Below are 18,273 nucleotides of genomic sequence, written 5' to 3' on the forward strand. Positions count from 1 at the left end.
GCGAGCATCATCCGTACAGCCTTGTACGCCAATATGTTTGAACCATCCTTGGCAACGAGCCGTTCGCGCGCTCTAACGGTCACTCGGGTCGGTGGCAGTATCGCTCAGTGAACGCTGCAGACGGCGCATCTTCGCAATCCAGCCGTCATAGTCCGCGGCTTTACCGCGAAACATGTCCAGAACCTCCGGGTGGGGTAGAACCATGAAACGCTCCGCACGTACCGCGAGGATCGTTGCCACCGCCACCTCCGCTGCGGTTATGACGCTGCCGGACTTGATAATTGACTGGGCCCCGATCTGACTCGAGAGGCCTGCAGAGGAGCGTACTGCGGCGAGGAGGGGCGTATCGACTCCCAGTGGACACACACAGCTCACGCCAATTCCGTCGTCGCCGTGGGTGATTGCGAGCCACTCGGCGAATCCGATCGCGGCGTGTTTTGTGACCGCGTATCCCGCGGCGCCTAATTGGGTCAGCAGGCCGGCCGCGGATGCCACTGACACGAAGTAACCGCTACCCCGTATGCACCATCCTGGTAACACCAGGCCTGCGGCAATGATATGAGCGCGCAGGTTGATCGCGAGGACCCTGTCCCAATCGTCGGAATCACCGAGCCCTGCAGCACCCATGATGCCGGCGTTGGAGACGAAAATGTCGACGGGCCCGAAGTGCCGTTCTGCTTCAGCGATCAAGCTTGTAGTGCCGTCAACGGTGGACGAATCTGCCCGAAGACCTCTCGCGGCGTCACCGATGATTCTCGCCGCGTCCGTGGCACCACGCTCATCGAGGTCGCCGATGACGACCTGCGCTCCATTCTTGGCCAGTTCGATCGCCAGCGCCCGGCCGATTCCCGATCCGCCACCGGTGACGACGGCAACCTTGTTCTCGATCTGCATTCTGATCCCACTCCCGCCTGCTTGATGTCGGCGCAGCCCCGCCGGACAGCGCATTTCGGCAGAGCGCCGCCCATCTAGCGAGGCAGCACGGTGACGGGAATTTCGCCGGAGTGGTATCGCTGCCTCATCAGCTTCTTGTCGTACTTGCCGACGCCTGTGCGCGCGATAGAGCCGACCACGGCCCACCGCTCAGGCAACCACCAGCGCTGCACGCGCTCCTCAAGCCAGGCCTTCAAATCTTCGACCCGTGCGGCAGAGCCCGGCCGCAAGGTCACCAATGCGAGTGGTCGCTCGTCCCAACGGGTGTCAGGTACGCCGATGACGGCAGCCTCGACCACGTCGGGATGGCCGACCAGAGTGGTTTCGAGGTGGACGGAACTGATCCATTCGCCACCGGACTTTATGACGTCTTTGGCTCGGTCTGTGAGCGTCAGGTATCCGTCTGCACTGATGTGTCCGATGTCGCCGGTATGGAGCCAGAGTTGTCCGTCCGGGTCGGTGGAGAAACTCTCGGCATCGATACCGCCGTAGTAGCTACCGGTGATCCAGGGGCCACGCACCTGTACTTCGCCAACTGATCGGCCGTCGCGGGGCAGAACAGTTCCCGCCTCGTCGACGATGCGTCCTGTCGCGCCGAACAGGAATCGGCCCGTACTGTTGAGCTTTCGTTGCTGATCGGCAGTGGTCGCATTGTCGGGAACGTCGGCGATGGTCACGATGGGACTGGTTTCGGTCATGCCCCACGCTTGGACCAGAGGAACGGCGTATTCATCGTTGTACGCGGCGACCAGGGAAGCCGGCACCGCGGCGCCGCCACACAACACCCGACGCAACGAGTCGATTCGATGGCCGGGATTGTCGCGCAACCACTGCAACATGTCGTTGAAAACCGTAGGGACACCGCCAGACAACGTGGCGCCGTGTTTGACAATCATGTCGACGAGCGTGTCGGGCTTGAGGTGGCGGTCCGGCAGTATCAGTGTTGCGCCGGCCATCAGAGACGCGTACGGAATGCCCCACGCGTTGACGTGAAACATTGGGACAATCGGAAGCACCCGGTCATGGGAGGAGATTCCCGCGACGTTGGCCGTACAGACAGCAAGGGCGTGCAGATAGACAGACCGATGGCTGTAGACGACACCTTTAGGATCTCCGGTAGTTCCGCTCGTGTAGCACATCGCGGCCGCGCTGTGTTCGTCGAGCGCCGGCCACGCGAACCTGGTCGGCCGGCCGTTCACGAGTTGCTCATAGCCGATCACGTTGGGCACCAGACGTGATACCTCAGCCAGCTGAGCGTCGGTCGGGTCACCGGCAATCACAAGCGCTTGCAGTTCCGGCATGAGCGGCAGTGCGGGACGTAGCGTATCGAGCAAACTGGCGTCGACGATGATGATCTTGTCGCCGGCGTGGGAGGCGATGTAGCCGAGTTGCTCATCTGTGAGGCGAATGTTGAGTGTATGCAGAATCGCGCCACAACAGGGCACGGCGAGATATGCCTCGAGGTGCCGCTGATTGTTCCACATGAAGGTCGCCACCCGGTCACCGGCACCGATTCCAAGGTCAGCCAGCCCATCGGCGAGTTGAGCTGCGCGCGTTGAAATCTCAGAGAATGTGGCGGTTCGTGCGCCGGTGCTCGGGCCGGCATAGGTGAGGACCTCTGAATCGCCGAACGTGCTGTCAATGACGTCCAGGATGGCAGTAAGCGTAAGAGGGACGTTCTGCATGGTGGCGCGGATGTCCATGGATGTGGTCTCTCCGATCGTCAATGAGCTCAAGAAGCGTGAAGTCAATGGGCCGTGGCCAAAGGCCAGCCGTGCAACAGTGTCAGCGGGGGACGTATGACACGGGACGCCCAGAGACGACCAAGTCACACTGGGACGTCATCTGTGCGTTCTGCGGGTCGTCAGCCAAAGTCACTGCGGTGAATCCGAGTTCGGTCAGCATCGCCGTGATGCACCCTTGCTCCAACTCTGATGGCTGCACCGAGATCCGAGGCGCTGACGCGATCGGTGACCGCAGGTACACGAGGACTCCGCCGCACGCAGCGATACGCTCGTAGCACCTGTCGAATTCGACTCTGCAGTCGCAGCCAGAGGCTGGAAGTGGTTCGCGGTGGACACACTCCTTGACGACATATACGTGTGGGTCGATACCGGGTGTGGAACCGCCGATGAAGACCGAATGCCGCGTGCCGGTCAGCTGGTCCTCGAAGTCAACTGTTTTGACCGTCCGACCCCCAGGCCGGTCCAGCCGATTCTGGACCAGCATCACCCGCTTACAACGGCCATCACCATGAAATAGGCGGTGGTGTACGACGCTGTCGACGTGCACCATCGGCAGGTCGTGCTTCTGAGCGAACGCACTGACTGCCGGTTCCTGCAGTAGTTCACCGTCTTCCCCCAGCAGGGCGGCCGTCAGTCCTACAGGTGGTAGCCCCGCGATATCACAAAGATCCACCGTCGCTTCTGCGCTCCCGCGGCGCTTGAGCACCCCGCAGGCTGCGACCTTCACCGGGAGAACATGACCGGGCCGCACCAGATCACTCGCCCTGGAGCTCTCGCTCGCCAGAACGCGCGCAGTGCGGGCGCGGTCGGTCGCACTGATACCGGTACCGATCCCGGATGCGGCGTCTACCGCGACCCCAAACATGGGCACCTCACCGTCTGAGTCATCGTCGCGAGCCATGGTTGGCAGATCCAGTTCGTCTGCTCGACGTGCGGGCAGTGCAGCACAAACCAGCCCCGAGGTGAACTTCACCAGCCATCCCGTCCAGTGCGGCGTTGCGCGACCGGCCGCGATCACCGCATCGGCAACCACCCGATCATCAGGACCGTTGAGAACCAGAATAGGACTCCCAGCGCGCAGAGCCTCGACGGCGCGATCGATCGCGAGCCGAGACGGACAGCGGTGCGCCGTCATGAGTCGTGCCCGACCGCAAGCTTTCGAAAACTGCTGTCGTGGAAGATAAGCGGCGATGCGTCGCTGTTCGACGCGGCGGCCTTGACTTCGAGAATGACCACATCGTGGTCGCCGGCGGGAATCGATGACGAGATCTCGCAGTCGAGCTGCGCCGCCGCATCCGACAGCAGCACCGCGTCAGATTCAGTGGCGAACCAAGATACTCCGGCAAAACGATCCACATTCTTGGCCGCAATCTGACGACACGCGGCTTCATGCCTCGATGCCAGGACGGAGACGCCGAGGTGCCGTCCATCAGCCAGTTGCGGCCATGTCGTCGAAGTGTGCTGCACGCAGATCGACACCAACGCCGGATCGATGGAGACCGGTGTGAACGAAGTGGCAACAATCCCGACCGGTTGTCCATCACGCAGTGCGCACACCGCCGCGACGCCCGTTGGGTAACGGCCGTAAAGTCTGCGTAGCTTCGACACATCCCGGTCAGAGTCCCCAGAAGAAACGGGATCGAGGGTAATCATCGCTTGCACTCCGTTCTCGTGAATGTCACGCGCCCCGGGCGCGGGCGTAGTCGGCAATGAGGGACGTGACCGCGTCCAGGCACGCCATCCCGATCCGTTTCGACGCGCCTTCTGGGTCCCCCAGAACGCCGTTGGGAGAAACTGCTCGGATTCCGTCGCGAAACGCCCGATCGAGTAGCTGCTGGTCCACCTTGCCGCTGTAGCCGCGGGCGAACCGGTCGAGGCGGACTTTCTGTGGATGAAGCGCCAGCATCACCGACGTTTCGGCGATGTCAGCGTGCCCTCCAACGTTGGCGCCCAAAGATGCCACACTGTCCGCCACCCGTTGCCACGCGTTCAAGATGGCCTCGGTATCGGAGAAGACGATGACTGTCAGAGGCGCGAGTGCCGCCGCAAGTCGTACCTCGAAGTCACGCATCACAGGATGGTTCCCGATATGCCCGGAAAACATGACGATTCGTTCGAAGCCGTCCATGGCGAGGTGGCGACAATAATCTTCACAAACCGATTCCAGCGTCGACGCGCGAAGCGACAGAGTGCCTGCGAATCCGAGGTGGTGCGGGGAATAGCCCACCCGCACGGTCGGCAGCACCAGCGCGCCCCCAAGGTCGCGCGCGACCCTCACCGCGAGCTCGCCGGCATGATCGGCATCCATCGACAGCGGTAGATGGTCACCGTGCTGTTCGACCGCTCCCAACGGCAGAACCGCTGTGCGCGCTCCTTCCGAGATAGCCGCGCTGATCTCGGCGCTTGTCATGAACTCGATCCGAACCTCGTTCATCGATTCACCTACTTCAGACCGCCGCCGGCAAACCTCGCCTGGCGCGCAATCTCCCCCTGCTCACCGGCGTCGTACATCTCATCGACAAGGTCGCTGAACGACGCGAGGATTGCCGAGCGTCGTATCGTGCCCTTGAGCGTCAACTCGCCGTCTACGGCCGAAAGCGGCCGGGGCAGTATCCGGAACTTCTTCAATTGCAACGGCCTTGAGAGCTCAGAATTGACCTCGTTGATCCATGCTGCGACCGACGCATCACGGTCAGCCGTAGTCATCGCTCGCGCTTCCTCACTCACGCCGACCAGCACTGTCAGATACTTGCGTCCTTCACCGACGACAATCGCCTCATCGATGAGCGCACTGGCCTTGAGGCGGAGCTCGATCGGCTGTGGGCTGACGGTCTTTCCACCGCTGGTCTTGAGGACATCTTTGATCCTGCCGATGATCCGTACTTCTCCATCGGCGTCCATCTCCACCAGATCCCCTGTGCGGTACCAGCCGTCCTCCATTGCGGCAGCGGTCGCCTCCGAATCGTTGAGATAACCACCGAATAGGCATGGGCTGCGCAGCTGCAGCTCACCGTCGCCTGATACCCGCGCCTCCCACCGCGGGTCGGGCATGGATTTTCCGATCGTCCCTGGCGGCGGGAATGCGCGATCCCACTGTGCGAGAACCGATCCGCAGGTCTCTGTCGTGCCGAAGAGCTCACGAAGGTCAAGGCCCCACGTCTGCCACAACGCCGTTACGTCCGGGGACATATTGCCCGACGCAGTCCAGGCGACTCTGATGCGGTCCATGCCGACCTTCGCGCGCAGGGGTACGAAAACCCGGCGAAGGCAGACGTCGTACAGCATGTCGAAATACCACGGAACATCACGGCCTTTCCAGCGCATCTCGCTTACCCTGCGAGCGATCTGCATCGCTACCGCGTACTGCAATCGGAAGAGCGCACCACACTCTGAGAGCTGCTGAAGAACCTCACCTGCCAGCTTCTCGTGCATCCGCGGTGGCCACAGGACCGCAGTCGGCCGCACGCCGACGAGCGCGTCCAGTCGCTGGTCCATGGTGCAGTAGGTGATGACGAGTCGAGTCATGATCGGGGTGAATACTCCGATCAGCGCTGGCGCAACATGCGAAAGACCAAGGAACGCAACGAGGTCGTGTCTGATCCGGCCGACGTCCGGGTACGACATGGCGAACGCCAGCACCGAGTACTGCAGAGTGCGGTGTGTGTGGATTACGCCTTTCGGCGCACCCGTAGATCCCGACGTGTAGAACAGGGCCGCCGGCTGGTCGATATCGCCCGCCTCAACCAGTGTCGCAAACAACTCGGGTTCGGTCACACCGCGCGATCGACCGCGATGGCGCAGTTCTCCCCAGTGCACGGCTCGAACAGATTCCGCCAGGCCCTGCGGTTTGGTGTCGAACCCGATCATCGCGCGCAGTCGCGGCAACTCACCTGACACTGCAGCGACTTTCTCGACATCTGCTGCGTTCTCCGCGAAAACGACCGTGGATTCCGAACTCTCCAGTGCCTGCTTGACTTCGGCAGCCGAGCTTGTGGGGTATACGCCCACGGGGACACCGCCGAGACTGAGTATGGCCAGTGCGGCGATGACCCATTCGTGGCGAGTAGCCGACACGATGGCCACCCGGTCGCCTGGCACCGCACCGAGATCATGCAATCCGAGCGCTACCTCGCGCACCTGCTCGAGATATCCGCTCCACGTGGTCGGGCGGGCGGCCCCGTTCATCCAGCTGCAATACGCGATTGCGTCGGGCTCGCGCTCGGCCCGGTCACAGAGCATCTGAGCGAAAGTTCGATTCACGGCTTCGAACCCCGTCAGAGTGTTCAACACCGGTACCTCCTTGAGTCCCGTCGACGACGAGGTCGTTGCACGTGGGCTTGTCATCTTCATAGTCACCCGAGTTCCTCAGCCAAGTCGTAAAGTTCCGCGCCCGCGTAACGCTTGATGACCTTCCATTTGCCATCGATCACTTGAAAGACGCCGTAGTCAGGCGTGGCTGTGTTCGTCGACGTGAAATCGACCGGACCGGAGGCTCCCTGGTAGTCGATTTTCTCGCCTTTGGCCAGTGATGCCAGCCCTTCATCGAGGGTGTAGACCGGTTTACCGCCAGGATCGGTTACCTTGTGCAAGTTCTCGGCTATCGCGACTCCTGTCGCTTGTCCCCCAGCCGCCATCGACAGTACTGCAGAGACGATTGCGTCGTAGGTCAAGCCTGCCGTGGGCTGTTCAGCAATCTCATTGCCTTTCAGGTCCCCGTACTCTTCGGTCAGAAGTTCGCGCATGCCTGCGATGGCGGGGGAATCGGCGGCCATCGCAGACTGCCCAAACGCACCTTCGAGGTATTGAGCGCCAACCTCATTCAGTAAGACCGGATAAGACAGCTCGGCGATGAATGACCACTTGCCGGGCAAACCCAATCGAGCCCACTCGCGCAAGATCGGCACCGCAGGCTCAACAGAGCCGGCGAGGAAAACAATGTCGGGCTCGGGCTCGAAGGCTCTGCGAACCTCAGGAAGATAAGACGTTTGACCACCGTTGAACGCGACCTTCGCCACGACCCTTCCGCCGAGCTTTGTGTAGAAAGATTCGACCCAGTTGGACGTACTGCGCGCAGAGTCCACGTTTTCGTACAGGATCGACACGGTCTTGAATCCCTGGTCCCAGAGGTTCTTCGCCACGGTCAAACCGTCGAAAGTGTCTGGCCCGACGGTGCGAAAGGTGAAGGGATTGGCGTGGGCATCGAATTCCACCATGCCCGCGTACGGCGATGCGATCACCACTTCGCTGCGTTCGGCCTGTTTGAGGGTCGCCATGAAGGTCGCCGATGTCGGGCCGACGATAAACTGCGCGTTGTCGCTGTTGATGAGCTTGGTAACCGCACGGACCCCGTCCTCGGCGTTGAACTTCTCATCCTCGCTTACCACCCTGAGCTTCGTTCCGTTGATGCCGCCAAGCTTGTTGACATGGTCCACAACCGCGCGGGCCATAGAATCGACCGGGCCGCCCCATACTGCTGCCTCTCCGGACAGCGGCGCGGCGACACCGATGACTGCCGTACCGTCGCCGTCGCCGCACCCCATCAGAGCTGCCCCGGTAGCCACGACAACGGCCACCACCGACAGCTTGCGCGTCGAAATACCGACTCTGTCCATCGCTCAACTCTCCTGTAGCAGAACCAATTTAGGGTGTCGGAATCCGCGCGCCCAGAAATATCTCGGCGAAGTTCGGGTCGGCCAGCAGATCCGGCCCGGTCGCATCGTGTCGTATCTGGCCCGAGTCCATGAGAAACACCCGCCCGCAGAGGGGAAGAATCTGGCGTGGGTGCTCCTCGATCACCCAGAGGACGCCGGTCCCACCGCGTTCGATGCGACAGATCTGTTCGATGAGCGAGTCGACGATCTGAGGAGCGAGACCCGTCGTGGGCTCGTCGAGGATCAACAGCTTTGGCTGCATCAACAACGATGAGGCAATCGCGAGTTGCTGGCGCTGCCCACCCGAAAGAGTCCCTGCTCGCTGCTTGCGCCGCTCGGCAAGGATCGGAAACGTATCGAAGACCTCGTCGAGGCGCTCGCGCGCCAGGCCCATCGCGCGCGTGACAACCTCGAGGTTGTCCTCTACCGACAATGCTCCGAAGACGTTGCGCAACTGAGGCGTATAGCCCAGGCCGTGACGTGCCCGCTCGCGCGTCGACATCGCGTCGAGCCTGTCTCCTTCGAGTTTGACAGACCCACCACGTGCATTGACCACGCCGGCGATGGTCTGGACGAGTGTCGTCTTACCCGCCCCGTTGGGGCCGATGATGGCTGTGATGGACCCGTGCTCGGCGGTGAGGGTGACGCCACGGATGATGTTGTTACGACCATAGCCACTGGTCAGGTTTTCGACATCAAGCAGTGGCATGGCGCGCTCCCAGATAGGTCTCGACAACGACGGGATTGCTGATGACCTGTGCCGGCGGGCCGTTCGCGATGACCCGTCCGTCGTACATGACATACAGCGCATCCGAGATCGCATTGAGGAACGACATGTTGTGCTCGATCACCAGGACCGTCATGTTCTCTGTGGTGCACAAATCCCGCACCGTCAACGACAACCGATGCTGATCGTCAGGGTTCAACCCAGACGACGGCTCATCGAGCATCAGCAACGACGGCGGCTCCATGAGCAACCGTGCGATCTGGAGCAAGCGTCCCTGCCCGATCGACAGGTCTCCTGCGCGAGTGTTCGCCAGTTCGGTCAGTGCCATCCGATCCAGGAGCTCCCAGGCGCGATCGACCAGAGCGCGTTCCCCGACAGCCACGTCACGTGGTGACGTGAAGAGGCGCCAGAGGCGCTCGCCTGGCGCCGAGCGCACTGACGTCAGCAGATTCTGCAGAACCGACATGTCCGTGAAATCGGCAGCATTCTGGAATGTCCGCTTGAGGCCCAACCGAGCAAGTCGGTGCGTCGGCACACCCGTGATGTCACGTCCGTCGAACATCACCGTGCCCGTGTCAGGTCGGACGAACCCGGAAATCGCATTGAACAGCGTCGTTTTCCCCGAGCCGTTTGGACCGATGAGGCCGGTGATCGCACCCGGGCTGATCTTCATCGCGACACTGTCAAGAGCCCGTAACTGGCCGAAAGCCTTTACCAGACCGACGACTTCGAGCAATGGCTGCACCATCATCGCTCCCCTGCCGCAGTCGTAGCCAGCGCGGGAGTGGGGAGGCTGGCCGTACCAGGTCTCCGATAGCTGGCCAATCGCGGCCGGAGCAGACCCCCCGGCCAGAACAGCAAGATGACGATCAGGACGAGTCCCTGCAGGGCATCCTGCAGACTGGCCATCACTTCAGAGGTGAGAGGGCCCGCCTCGATATAGGTGAGCCCTTCTCGTAGGCCGAGAAGCACCACCGCACCGAGCGCCGCGCCCGCATTGCTGCCGATGCCACCGATGATCAACGCGATGAAGACGGTGAAGGTGATGTTCACGTTGAAGAAACTCGGAGTCAGTATCGACAGGTACCAGACGTACATGACCCCGGCCAGGCCCATAAAGAATGAGGCGAACACGAAGGCTTTGAGTTTGACCGTGTAGACATTGATGCCAAGCGAGCGAGCAACAGCCTCGTTCTGGTTCACCGCAAGCAGACTTCGTCCGTACGCTGACCGCGTCACACGGCGGAAGGCCAGGAAACTGATTCCCAATATCGCCAACACAAGTGCTGCGACGTACAACGATTGGGCCCGTCCCGGAATGCTGTCAAGACTGGGCACCGGCGCGTCCAGGAGGCCGCGCGCGCCGTTTGCGATCGCCGACTGGTTGATGAAGAGCTGACGTATCACCTCGGCCAACGCCAGGGCCACCACCGCGAGGTACTCCCCGCCTACCCGCAGCAGTCCGCATCCCACGACGAGAGCGAGAAGGGCCGCGGTCAGGCCACCTATGATGGTGCCGGCCCACCACGGCAGGCCCAGCCCGAGAATGTAGGTGTACGAGCCGGACTGGGCGGGCATCACAGTGAGTGCGTACGCATACGCTCCGATTCCGAAGAACGCTGCGACACCGAAATTGACCATGCCTCCAACACCGAACTGCAGGTTCAACGCCAGAGCTGCGACGGCGTAAACGCCCATCAGGATGACTAGTCCACCGACAATCAGCAGGGTGCTCACGCCACACGCTCCTTTGGACCGCTGAAGAGGCCCTCGGGGCGGACAAAGACGACCAGGGCTATGACGGTAAAGACCACCATCGGGGTGTATTCGGACGGAATTGCCAAGGTCGCCACGCTAGACGTGAGTCCGACGAGGACTGCCGCGACCATCACGCCGTAGATGCTGCCTAACCCACCGATGATCGCAGCGGCGGAGATGACCAGTACTTGATCCCAGCCGAGCTCGGGATAAATCCGCGCCGTGAGCGCGATCAGAGTTCCCGCCAGTGCTGCCAGTGCGCTGGCGACCGCCCAGGTGAGGTACTGCAGATTCGAGGTGTTGACCCCTCGAATTTGCGCAAGTGCCGGATTGTTCGCCATGGCCCGCAACGCCCTGCCGCTGTATGACTTGGCGAGCCAAAAGTGCAGTGCCACCACGACTAAAGCAGCAGTACCGATGACGGCGATCTGATCGGCGCCTGCAACCGCGACACCGCCGATGCTGATGGTTTTCTGCAACGGCACATCCAACGTCTTCACGCCGAACCCCGTGAAGATCTCGATCATCGCGTGCAGGAAGAACGCGAGTCCGACGGACGCGATCATCGGAATGTAATGCGGGCGCTGGCGCATCGGCCAGAAGACCGCTCTCGCGCTCACCACTCCGACCACCGTCGTGACGACGATCGCCAGGACACACGACAAGGTCCAGTGCAACCCGACCAGCACGTTGAACCCGTATGCACTGAATCCGCTGAGCACGATGAGCTGCGGATGCGCGATGTTGAGGAATCCCTCGACGCGCCGGAGGAGTTCAAAACCCACTGTCGCGAGCAGGAGAACGGAGCCGCTGACCAATCCGGCGACAACGACGATCAACACGACTGCACCTTGGCAGCGGAAGTCCTCCGGCCACTCCATCGCTGCCGCAACTCTCGTGCGGCCGGGTCGTCGAAATATTCTGCAGCAGTTTTCAGCGTGCGTTGCAGAGACGCCTCATCACGCACATCGTCCGGATCGTTGAGGCTGCTTTTCAAGGCACCATAGAGCACAGGCGCCTTCGAACCCGCGGCTCGCGCCGTCGCGACGGCCTCGGGTATCAGCGCCTCGGGATCGGTGACGAGTTCGTCGACGAGGCCGATGTCGAAAGCGTGCTGCGCTCCGAAGAGCTCACCTGACAGGATGATTCGTCGGGTGATGCGCACACCGAGCACCCGGTTCGCTCGTTGGATTCCCTTGTCCGCCGGCAACAGTCCGTGGTTGATCTCCGGAAACCCGAACCGCGCCGAGTTGACCGCCAACACACAGTCCGAAAAGAGCGCGACCTCCATACCGCCGCCGACACAGTGCCCGTTGATCGCGCTGACCACCGGCCGCGGGTAGCGGTCCATCGCAACGAGTAGTGCGTGGAATTCCCGCATGCGGACGTCGATCTCGCCGACGAGCGCACCTTCGAGCTCCTTGATGTCGCCTCCGGCGCTGAAAAACCGCTCGCCCTTACCGGTGAGCACGATCGGCGGTGCGTCTGACCTGGCGGTGAGCTGCTCGAACAGGCGGGCAAGATCGTGGATGAGTTGCCGGTTCATCGCATTTGCCGGTGGCCTGTCCAGCGCGACCACCAGAACGCCATCGTGGTCAGCTGTGTCGAGAGTGGCGGGCTGGCCGATCGCGAGTGCGCTCATAGGTCACCTGGCTGCGTTCGCCGGCTGCGGTCCGAGGACAGAACGCCCTTCGCCGCGCGCGGACGGATACTCCGGCGGACGACCTTCGCGGAAGGCCTGGCGAGCCTCGAAGTAGTCTGCGCTCGCGAAGCCGATGACCTCTAGGGCCGCGGAAAGCTCGTGCTGCGGAAGGGCATTGGTGAGCCATCCGGTGTTCAGGGACCGTTTTGTCCAGCGGATCGCCTGCTGCGAGCCCTGCGCGAGTTCGTCGGCGATCTCGAGGGCGCGATCCAGCACGTTCTCCCTCGGTACGGCGAGACTCACCAATCCGATCCGTTCAGCCTCGGTGCCGGTCATGCTCGCCGACGTCAACTGGTAGTACTTCGTCTTGGCCATCCCCACGAGCAACGGCCAGATGAGTGAGGAATGGTCGCCTGCGACCACACCGACACGGGTGTGCCCGTCTCGCAGCAGTGCATCCTCGGCAGCGACACTGATGTCGGCCAGAAGGGCCATCGACAATCCCCAGCCCACTGCGGGACCATTGATTGCCGAGATCAGCGGCTTGTCCATGTTGAGTATGGCCGTGATCCGTCTGCGCTCGCCCTCCATGAGCGCGACCGCTTCGTCCAGTGTCGGCTCCGGCTGCCGTACATCCATGCCCGTGCAGAAGCCACGGCCGGCGCCCGTGATGACGGCAACGCGTGTTTCAGGGTCTCGGTCGACGTCGACCCAGATGTCCGACAGATGGTCGAACATCGGCATCGTCAAGGCATTGAGCCGGTCGGGTTTGTTGATCGTGATGAGCAGTACACCATTGGGCCTGCGCTCGATCAGAACTTCCTCGGGATAGCGGCTGAAGACGTCATCTGCGGCCAGTTTGCTCATCGTGGTTCTCCTACCGTGACAACGTTCTTATGGGAATTCGATTGGGGTTTCGATTTTTCGAACGCTTCAAGCTCCGCATAGTGAGCGGGCCGAGCTGTGCGGATGTCGGCCAGAATCGCGTCGGCGGGGCGCACCACAGCCCGTGGGTTTTTGAACCTGGGGATGACATATTTGCCGAAGAGCTCGATCGACTTCATCAGTTCTCTGTGCGGGAGTCCATCGATTCGCATGACGATGGCGTCTGCACCGAGGTCGGCGAAGCGTTGCACTTGTGCCGCACAGTCATCGGGGTCGCCCACGATGAATCCGGATGAGTCCTCGAACATGTATCGCTCGTCGTCGAAGTCGACATTCCGCACCGCACCCATGTACTGGTAGTCGGCGGACAACTTGGACAGCCGCTCATACGCGTCCGTCGAAAGAGCCACGGTCTCTTTGAGATTCCGCGCCCACTTGAGCGCTTCCTCGCGTGTCTCGGCACAGTGCATTCCGCCTCCGACCGCAACGAGCTTCTGCGCTTGGAGCGGATAGGGATGCGCGGCTCCCTCCAGGGCGTCGTCGTAGATGCGCAGCATGCTCTCGACAAACTCGAAACCCAGGTAGAAACCGCCCACGATGGCCCCGACACCGAGTTCGGCGGCCTGACGAACCGACTGGGGGCTGCCTGCCGCCATCGAAATGGGGGGATAGGGCTGCTGAATTGCCTTGGGTACCAGGCTTCGCGGCGGGATCTTGTAGTGCTCGCCAACGTAGGAGAACACGTCATTGTGCAGGGCCCGGCGAATGACCTCCAGGCCTTCGATGAGCTGAGCCTTGTTCTCGCTAGGTTCAACCTCGAAGGCGCGCAGCGCAAGTGTCGTGTTCCCGCGCCCCACACCGAGTTCTACTCGACCGTTGGACAGGATGTCCTCGGTTGCCAACCGTTCGGCAACGCGAAGGGCATGGTTGATGCGCGTGGGCAAGAGCGTGACCAGGTGCATGAATCGGATGCGCTTGGTCAGTGCCATCAGGTAGGGATAGATGACTTCAGGTGCTGAGGTTGTCGCCGTACCGATCGCGACGTGCTGCTCGGACGTTCCGAACGCGTCGAACCCCACCTCCTCTGCAAGTAGGACTTCGTCCACGAGCTCCCGGTAGCGGTGCTCATGGGTATGCCCCGGGACCGTCTCGCCTTCGCTCATGAAGATGAACCGCATATTCACACCACTTTCCACTAGGTGAACGTTCCTTAACCTAGGACGCTCTACGGCCAATGTCAATGCCGACCTCAAACCCAGTCGCCGGACAGTAAGTGCCAGCCGTAAATGTCTTATGAACTGTGCATATCAAGGACCGAAGGGACAACCCGACAGCTCCAGGTGTACGCAGCGCACCTGAACGTCCAACTCCACGGGGTTAATAGCTATTAATACATTGCGGGTCAGCTGGTCAGCGACCGACAGTTCAACGTGAGCCCGACGCGGTGTGCCTTCCTGACCGCTTCCCGGGCTCGGCGGCGCCTGGGCCCCGTGGCTATCGTTACTTGCCATGACCACTGACGATGCCGCGCACGAGACGGCCGCCGGCACCTCACGCCGGGACGTCTTGCTCAAGGTGGCCGCCGACCTGTTCTTACGAAACTCCTACGACGGAGTCACTGTGGACATGATCTGCACAGCGGCCGGAATTTCCGGGCCGGGCCTCTACAACCACTTCGCGAACAAGCAGGCTCTCTTGATCGCCGTGGTGGAGAGCCCCTTGGCCGCCCTGCACCAGTTCGCCAGCGAGACCGTGGAGGCGGAGCCCGATCCGCGGGCCGCGCTGGAGATTCTGGTCAACTTCCACATCAGAAGCGTCGTGACCTCGGCGCCGACGACTCTCGTCTTCATGAAGAACGAACACGCGTTGCCGGAGAAGGACCGGCGGCGTATCCGGCGTGAGATGAACCTCTATGCCGAGGAATGGATCTCGATCGTTGGCACATTGCGGCCCGACCTGTCCGAACCAGAGGTTCGGCTGCTCACACACACGGTGTTCTCGATGCTCAATTCCGTGGCGACCCTCAACAAGGGCCTGGACCAGGAGTCCATCGTCAAGACGATGTCAACCGCCGCGATCAAGGCGCTCACCTCGCCACGGGACGAATGACGGGCGTACAACCAATCTCAGCTACGACGTCAGTTCAGCTACGAATTCGCCGGCCGTCATCGGACGGGAGAACATCGGGTAGTCGTATTTCAGCGCGTTCTCGTGTTCCTCGACTGAGGTGGCCGCGACGCAGTCGCTCAGGGTGACCACCTGATAGCCATTCTCGTAGCCCGTGCGCATGGTCGACTCGACGCAGCAGTTGGTGAGAAATCCGCCCAACGCAAGCGTGCTTATCCCCTTGCTGCGCAGTATGAAGTCGAGATTGGTGCTGGCGAAGGTGTCGAGACCACGTTTGCCCTCGATCAGGATATCGCCGGGCATCGGCGCGAGTTCATCGACGATCTCGGCTCCCCACGAACCTTTGATGAACGCTTGGCCGTCCACAACGCCCTTCAAGATCCCGTATGGATGAGCTGAGATCTCGCCATATCCTTCCGCGAATGTGATCGGCGCGTGCATCACGGTCGCTCCGGCGGCCCGCGCACTGTCGACCACTTCCCTCATGTTGGCCAGCATCTTCGTGGCCTGCATCACCTCGGCCACGGCGCCGTGCAAGGCGCCGCCCTCCGAGGTGAAATCGTTTTGAAACTCGATGAGCACGACAGCTGTTGTCGCCGGGTCGATCGCCATAACCGCAGGTTAATCCTGCTTTCCGCGGAGGGCAATCGGTGCAGTTCGCCGCACGCCAGCGCCGTCTCGGCGCGCCCTTCGTTCATCGCGCGCGACCCCAGCCTCATCGGATTTGCCCGCGACTGCGGTGAGTGAGTACTCTCTCACCATGTCGGCATCGACGCGTGATCAGCTCTTGGCCATCGCGCTGGAACTGTTCGCCGCCAAGGGCTACGCGGCGACGTCGGTGGCCGATATCCAACAGGCGGCCGGGCTGGCGCCTGGGTCCGGTGCGCTCTACAAGCATTTCTCTTCCAAGCGCGCGTTGCTCGAGGCTGCGGTGGGCCACCGGATCGACAACATCGTCACGGCGCGTGAGGAATTCGACGCGGGCGAGCCCAAGGGCACCGAGGCTGCGGTCCGCACCGCAGGACAACTGATCTGGAACAACCTCGCCGACAGTGAGGACCTGCTGCGGGTCATGCTTCGCGAACCCGATGAGCTCGGCGAACTCGACGAGCACACCTGGCAGACCATCACCGACAACGCCTACCAGCGGTTCGCCGACGAACTGGAGGCCTCCAACCGCGCCGGCCGCACCCGAATCCCGGACCCCGCCGCGGCCGCCGCGGTCGCGATCGGGGCACTGTCCTATCACGCCACGTTGCGAGCACTCACGCGCCGCACGCCGGGCAACATCGATGACGACCGCTACTTCGAGGCCTGGGTCGCCCAGACCGTCAGCATGCTCAAGCAGTACTCCGTTCCTAAAGACCGCTAACCACTTCGCTTTTCAGGAGTCACACATGACCTTCTCACTGCAGCTCAGCGACGATGTGATCGCGGTCCGCGACTGGGTGCACCAGTTCGCCACCGAGATTGTGCGTCCCGCCGCCTCCGAATGGGACGAACGGGAGGAAACTCCGTGGCCGATCATCCAGGAGGCCGCCAAGGTCGGCCTATACTCCCCCGAATTTTTCGGAACCCAGGCCGCCGAGCCGACCGGGTTGGGCTTCATCACGGTGTTCGAGGAGCTGTTCTGGGGTGACGCCGGTATCGCTCTGTCCATCTTGGGTACCGGTTTGGCAGCAGCGGCGTTGGCGGGCAACGGAACTCCTGAGCAGATCGGACAGTGGTTGCCTGCAATGTTCGGCACGCCCGGCGAACCGCAACTGGGGGCGTTCTGCTCGTCGGAACCCGATGCCGGCTCCGACGTCGGCGCCATCCGCACCCGGGCCCGGTTCGATGAAGCCACCCGGGAGTGGGTGCTCAACGGAACCAAGACGTGGGCGACCAACGGCGGCATCGCCAACGTGCACATCGTGGTCGCGTCGGTGTACCCCGAACTCGGCTCCCGCGGCCAGGCGACCTTCATCATCCCGCCCGAAACTCCGGGCTTGGCGCAGGGACAGAAGTTCAAGAAGCACGGAATCCGTGCGTCGCACACCGCCGAGGTGGTGCTCGACAACGTGCGACTGCCCGAGGATCTGATCCTCGGCGGCCGCGAGAAGTTCGAGGCGCGCGTGGCACGCGTGAAGTCCGGTGCATCCGCGGGCGGTCAGGCCGCCATGAAGACCTTCGAGCGTACCCGGCCCACCGTGGGCGCCATGGCGGTCGGTGTGGCCCGCGCCGCGTACGAGTATGCCCTCGAATATGCCTGCCAGCGCGAACAATTCGGCCGCAAGATCGGCGAGTTCCAAGCCGTGGCGTTCAAGCTCGCCGATATGAAGAGCCGCATCGACGCCGCCCGGCTCCTCGTGTGGCGCGCCGGCTGGATGGCTCGCAACAACCAGAGCTTCGACAATGCCGAGGGCTCGATGGCCAAGCTGGTCGCCAGCGAAACAGCGGTCTATGTCACCGATGAGGCCATCCAGATCCTGGGCGGCAACGGGTACACCCGCGACTACCCGGTGGAGCGGATGCACCGCGACGCCAAGATCTTCACGATCTTCGAGGGCACCAGCGAGATTCAGCGGCTGGTCATCTCACGCGCACTGACGGGCCTGGCGATTCGCTGATTCAGATCCGGCGGGGCAGAATCCCTGGTAGAAGCCGACGGCGATGTTCACGACTTCTTCTCCTGGAAGACCTTGTAGACGTCGACGGCGCTATCGCGTGCGTCGAGGCGCATCGGCACCCGCCGCGTCAGGACTCGTTGGCGACCGAAGTCGCCGACGCCCGGTAACCAGATCGGCCGAACGAATGTCATCCGTT

The 18,273-nt window shown here is 62.2% G+C and carries 19 protein-coding genes; 3 read left to right on the forward strand and 16 right to left on the reverse strand.

The window, feature by feature from the left end; translation table 11 throughout:
• Positions 1-72: 72 nt before the first annotated feature.
• The 14 genes from A5784_RS00180 to A5784_RS00245 all read right to left on the reverse strand — a co-directional run bounded on the left by A5784_RS00180 (position 73) and on the right by A5784_RS00245 (position 14,582).
• Positions 73-894, reverse strand: coding sequence for an SDR family oxidoreductase (locus A5784_RS00180; RefSeq protein ID WP_064941140.1), 822 nt, complete (start codon positions 892-894; stop codon positions 73-75).
• A gap of 74 nt (positions 895-968) precedes the next feature.
• The gene (locus A5784_RS00185) at positions 969-2,618 is read right to left on the reverse strand and encodes a long-chain fatty acid--CoA ligase (protein ID WP_156750306.1); all 1,650 of its coding nucleotides are present in this window, start codon (positions 2,616-2,618) and stop codon (positions 969-971) included.
• Positions 2,619-2,718: 100 nt separating this feature from the next.
• The gene (locus A5784_RS39750) at positions 2,719-3,813 is read right to left on the reverse strand and encodes a 3,4-dihydroxy-2-butanone-4-phosphate synthase (RefSeq protein ID WP_064941141.1); all 1,095 of its coding nucleotides are present in this window, start codon (positions 3,811-3,813) and stop codon (positions 2,719-2,721) included.
• Positions 3,810-4,331 carry a flavin reductase family protein gene (locus tag A5784_RS00195; protein WP_064941142.1) on the reverse strand — a complete coding sequence of 174 codons (522 nt, stop codon included), beginning with the start codon at positions 4,329-4,331 and terminating at the stop codon, positions 3,810-3,812. Before A5784_RS00195 ends, A5784_RS39750 begins: the two co-directional genes overlap by 4 nt.
• A 25-nt stretch (positions 4,332-4,356) precedes the next feature.
• Positions 4,357-5,112, reverse strand: a complete 756-nt coding sequence (locus A5784_RS00200; RefSeq protein ID WP_064941143.1) for a creatininase family protein — start codon at positions 5,110-5,112, stop codon at positions 4,357-4,359.
• Between the two features lie 8 nt (positions 5,113-5,120).
• Positions 5,121-6,968 carry an AMP-dependent synthetase/ligase gene (locus A5784_RS00205; protein ID WP_232005880.1) on the reverse strand — a complete coding sequence of 616 codons (1,848 nt, stop codon included), beginning with the start codon at positions 6,966-6,968 and terminating at the stop codon, positions 5,121-5,123.
• Between the two features lie 62 nt (positions 6,969-7,030).
• Entirely contained in the window at positions 7,031-8,290 is a 1,260-nt protein-coding gene (locus A5784_RS00210) for an ABC transporter substrate-binding protein (protein ID WP_064941146.1), read from the reverse strand.
• 28 nt (positions 8,291-8,318) lie between these two features.
• Positions 8,319-9,038: an ABC transporter ATP-binding protein gene (locus A5784_RS00215; protein WP_064941148.1), complete on the reverse strand. Its 720-nt coding sequence runs from the start codon at positions 9,036-9,038 to the stop codon at positions 8,319-8,321.
• Positions 9,025-9,804 carry an ABC transporter ATP-binding protein gene (locus A5784_RS00220; RefSeq protein ID WP_064941149.1) on the reverse strand — a complete coding sequence of 260 codons (780 nt, stop codon included), beginning with the start codon at positions 9,802-9,804 and terminating at the stop codon, positions 9,025-9,027. Before A5784_RS00220 ends, A5784_RS00215 begins: the two co-directional genes overlap by 14 nt.
• Positions 9,804-10,793: a branched-chain amino acid ABC transporter permease gene (locus A5784_RS00225; RefSeq protein ID WP_064941151.1), complete on the reverse strand. Its 990-nt coding sequence runs from the start codon at positions 10,791-10,793 to the stop codon at positions 9,804-9,806. The genes A5784_RS00220 and A5784_RS00225 overlap by 1 nt, the downstream gene beginning before the upstream one ends.
• A complete protein-coding gene (locus A5784_RS00230; protein WP_197514582.1) occupies positions 10,790-11,656 on the reverse strand; it encodes a branched-chain amino acid ABC transporter permease in 867 nt (288 codons plus the stop codon). The genes A5784_RS00225 and A5784_RS00230 overlap by 4 nt, the downstream gene beginning before the upstream one ends.
• Positions 11,650-12,456, reverse strand: coding sequence for an enoyl-CoA hydratase/isomerase family protein (locus tag A5784_RS00235; protein WP_064941156.1), 807 nt, complete (start codon positions 12,454-12,456; stop codon positions 11,650-11,652). Before A5784_RS00235 ends, A5784_RS00230 begins: the two co-directional genes overlap by 7 nt.
• Before the next feature lie 3 nt (positions 12,457-12,459).
• Complete coding sequence (locus A5784_RS00240) at positions 12,460-13,323, reverse strand: enoyl-CoA hydratase/isomerase family protein (protein ID WP_064941157.1); 864 nt, start codon at positions 13,321-13,323, stop codon at positions 12,460-12,462.
• Positions 13,320-14,582, reverse strand: coding sequence for an LLM class flavin-dependent oxidoreductase (locus tag A5784_RS00245; protein WP_232005881.1), 1,263 nt, complete (start codon positions 14,580-14,582; stop codon positions 13,320-13,322). Before A5784_RS00245 ends, A5784_RS00240 begins: the two co-directional genes overlap by 4 nt.
• 268 nt (positions 14,583-14,850) lie before the next feature.
• Between A5784_RS00245 and A5784_RS00250 the strand changes: the two genes are divergently transcribed.
• Positions 14,851-15,450 (forward strand): TetR/AcrR family transcriptional regulator, encoded by a 600-nt coding sequence (locus A5784_RS00250; protein ID WP_064941161.1) that lies wholly within the window; start codon positions 14,851-14,853, stop codon positions 15,448-15,450.
• A gap of 21 nt (positions 15,451-15,471) precedes the next feature.
• On the opposite strand, the gene A5784_RS00255 is transcribed toward A5784_RS00250, so the two are convergent.
• A complete protein-coding gene (locus A5784_RS00255) occupies positions 15,472-16,080 on the reverse strand; it encodes a cysteine hydrolase family protein (RefSeq protein ID WP_064941162.1) in 609 nt (202 codons plus the stop codon).
• A gap of 148 nt (positions 16,081-16,228) precedes the next feature.
• Between A5784_RS00255 and A5784_RS00260 the strand changes: the two genes are divergently transcribed.
• Entirely contained in the window at positions 16,229-16,840 is a 612-nt protein-coding gene (locus tag A5784_RS00260; RefSeq protein ID WP_064941163.1) for a TetR/AcrR family transcriptional regulator, read from the forward strand.
• Between the two features lie 25 nt (positions 16,841-16,865).
• On the forward strand, positions 16,866-18,077 hold the full coding sequence (locus A5784_RS00265) for an acyl-CoA dehydrogenase family protein (RefSeq protein WP_064941164.1): 1,212 nt from the start codon (positions 16,866-16,868) through the stop codon (positions 18,075-18,077).
• Positions 18,078-18,124: 47 nt separating this feature from the next.
• On the opposite strand, the gene A5784_RS38050 is transcribed toward A5784_RS00265, so the two are convergent.
• Positions 18,125-18,268 (reverse strand): hypothetical protein, encoded by a 144-nt coding sequence (locus A5784_RS38050; RefSeq protein ID WP_156750297.1) that lies wholly within the window; start codon positions 18,266-18,268, stop codon positions 18,125-18,127.
• Positions 18,269-18,273 lie beyond the last annotated feature (5 nt).

This window comes from Mycobacterium sp. 852013-50091_SCH5140682 (assembly GCF_001665685.1).
Classification (GTDB): domain Bacteria; phylum Actinomycetota; class Actinomycetes; order Mycobacteriales; family Mycobacteriaceae; genus Mycobacterium.

Bases quoted from the DNA above. Each gene is read 5' to 3' on its own strand.
- A5784_RS00180 (WP_064941140.1), bottom strand. From the start codon at position 894: ATGCAGATCGAGAACAAGGTTGCCGTCGTCACCGGTGGCGGATCGGGA.
- A5784_RS00185 (WP_156750306.1), bottom strand. From the start codon at position 2,618: ATGCAGAACGTCCCTCTTACGCTTACTGCCATCCTGGACGTCATTGAC.
- A5784_RS39750 (WP_064941141.1), bottom strand. From the start codon at position 3,813: ATGACGGCGCACCGCTGTCCGTCTCGGCTCGCGATCGATCGCGCCGTC.
- A5784_RS00195 (WP_064941142.1), bottom strand. From the start codon at position 4,331: ATGATTACCCTCGATCCCGTTTCTTCTGGGGACTCTGACCGGGATGTG.
- A5784_RS00200 (WP_064941143.1), bottom strand. From the start codon at position 5,112: ATGAACGAGGTTCGGATCGAGTTCATGACAAGCGCCGAGATCAGCGCG.
- A5784_RS00210 (WP_064941146.1), bottom strand. From the start codon at position 8,290: ATGGACAGAGTCGGTATTTCGACGCGCAAGCTGTCGGTGGTGGCCGTT.
- A5784_RS00215 (WP_064941148.1), bottom strand. From the start codon at position 9,038: ATGCCACTGCTTGATGTCGAAAACCTGACCAGTGGCTATGGTCGTAAC.
- A5784_RS00220 (WP_064941149.1), bottom strand. From the start codon at position 9,804: ATGGTGCAGCCATTGCTCGAAGTCGTCGGTCTGGTAAAGGCTTTCGGC.
- A5784_RS00235 (WP_064941156.1), bottom strand. From the start codon at position 12,456: ATGAGCGCACTCGCGATCGGCCAGCCCGCCACTCTCGACACAGCTGAC.
- A5784_RS00240 (WP_064941157.1), bottom strand. From the start codon at position 13,323: ATGAGCAAACTGGCCGCAGATGACGTCTTCAGCCGCTATCCCGAGGAA.
- A5784_RS00250 (WP_064941161.1), top strand. From the start codon at position 14,851: ATGACCACTGACGATGCCGCGCACGAGACGGCCGCCGGCACCTCACGC.
- A5784_RS00255 (WP_064941162.1), bottom strand. From the start codon at position 16,080: ATGGCGATCGACCCGGCGACAACAGCTGTCGTGCTCATCGAGTTTCAA.
- A5784_RS00260 (WP_064941163.1), top strand. From the start codon at position 16,229: ATGTCGGCATCGACGCGTGATCAGCTCTTGGCCATCGCGCTGGAACTG.
- A5784_RS00265 (WP_064941164.1), top strand. From the start codon at position 16,866: ATGACCTTCTCACTGCAGCTCAGCGACGATGTGATCGCGGTCCGCGAC.
- A5784_RS38050 (WP_156750297.1), bottom strand. From the start codon at position 18,268: ATGACATTCGTTCGGCCGATCTGGTTACCGGGCGTCGGCGACTTCGGT.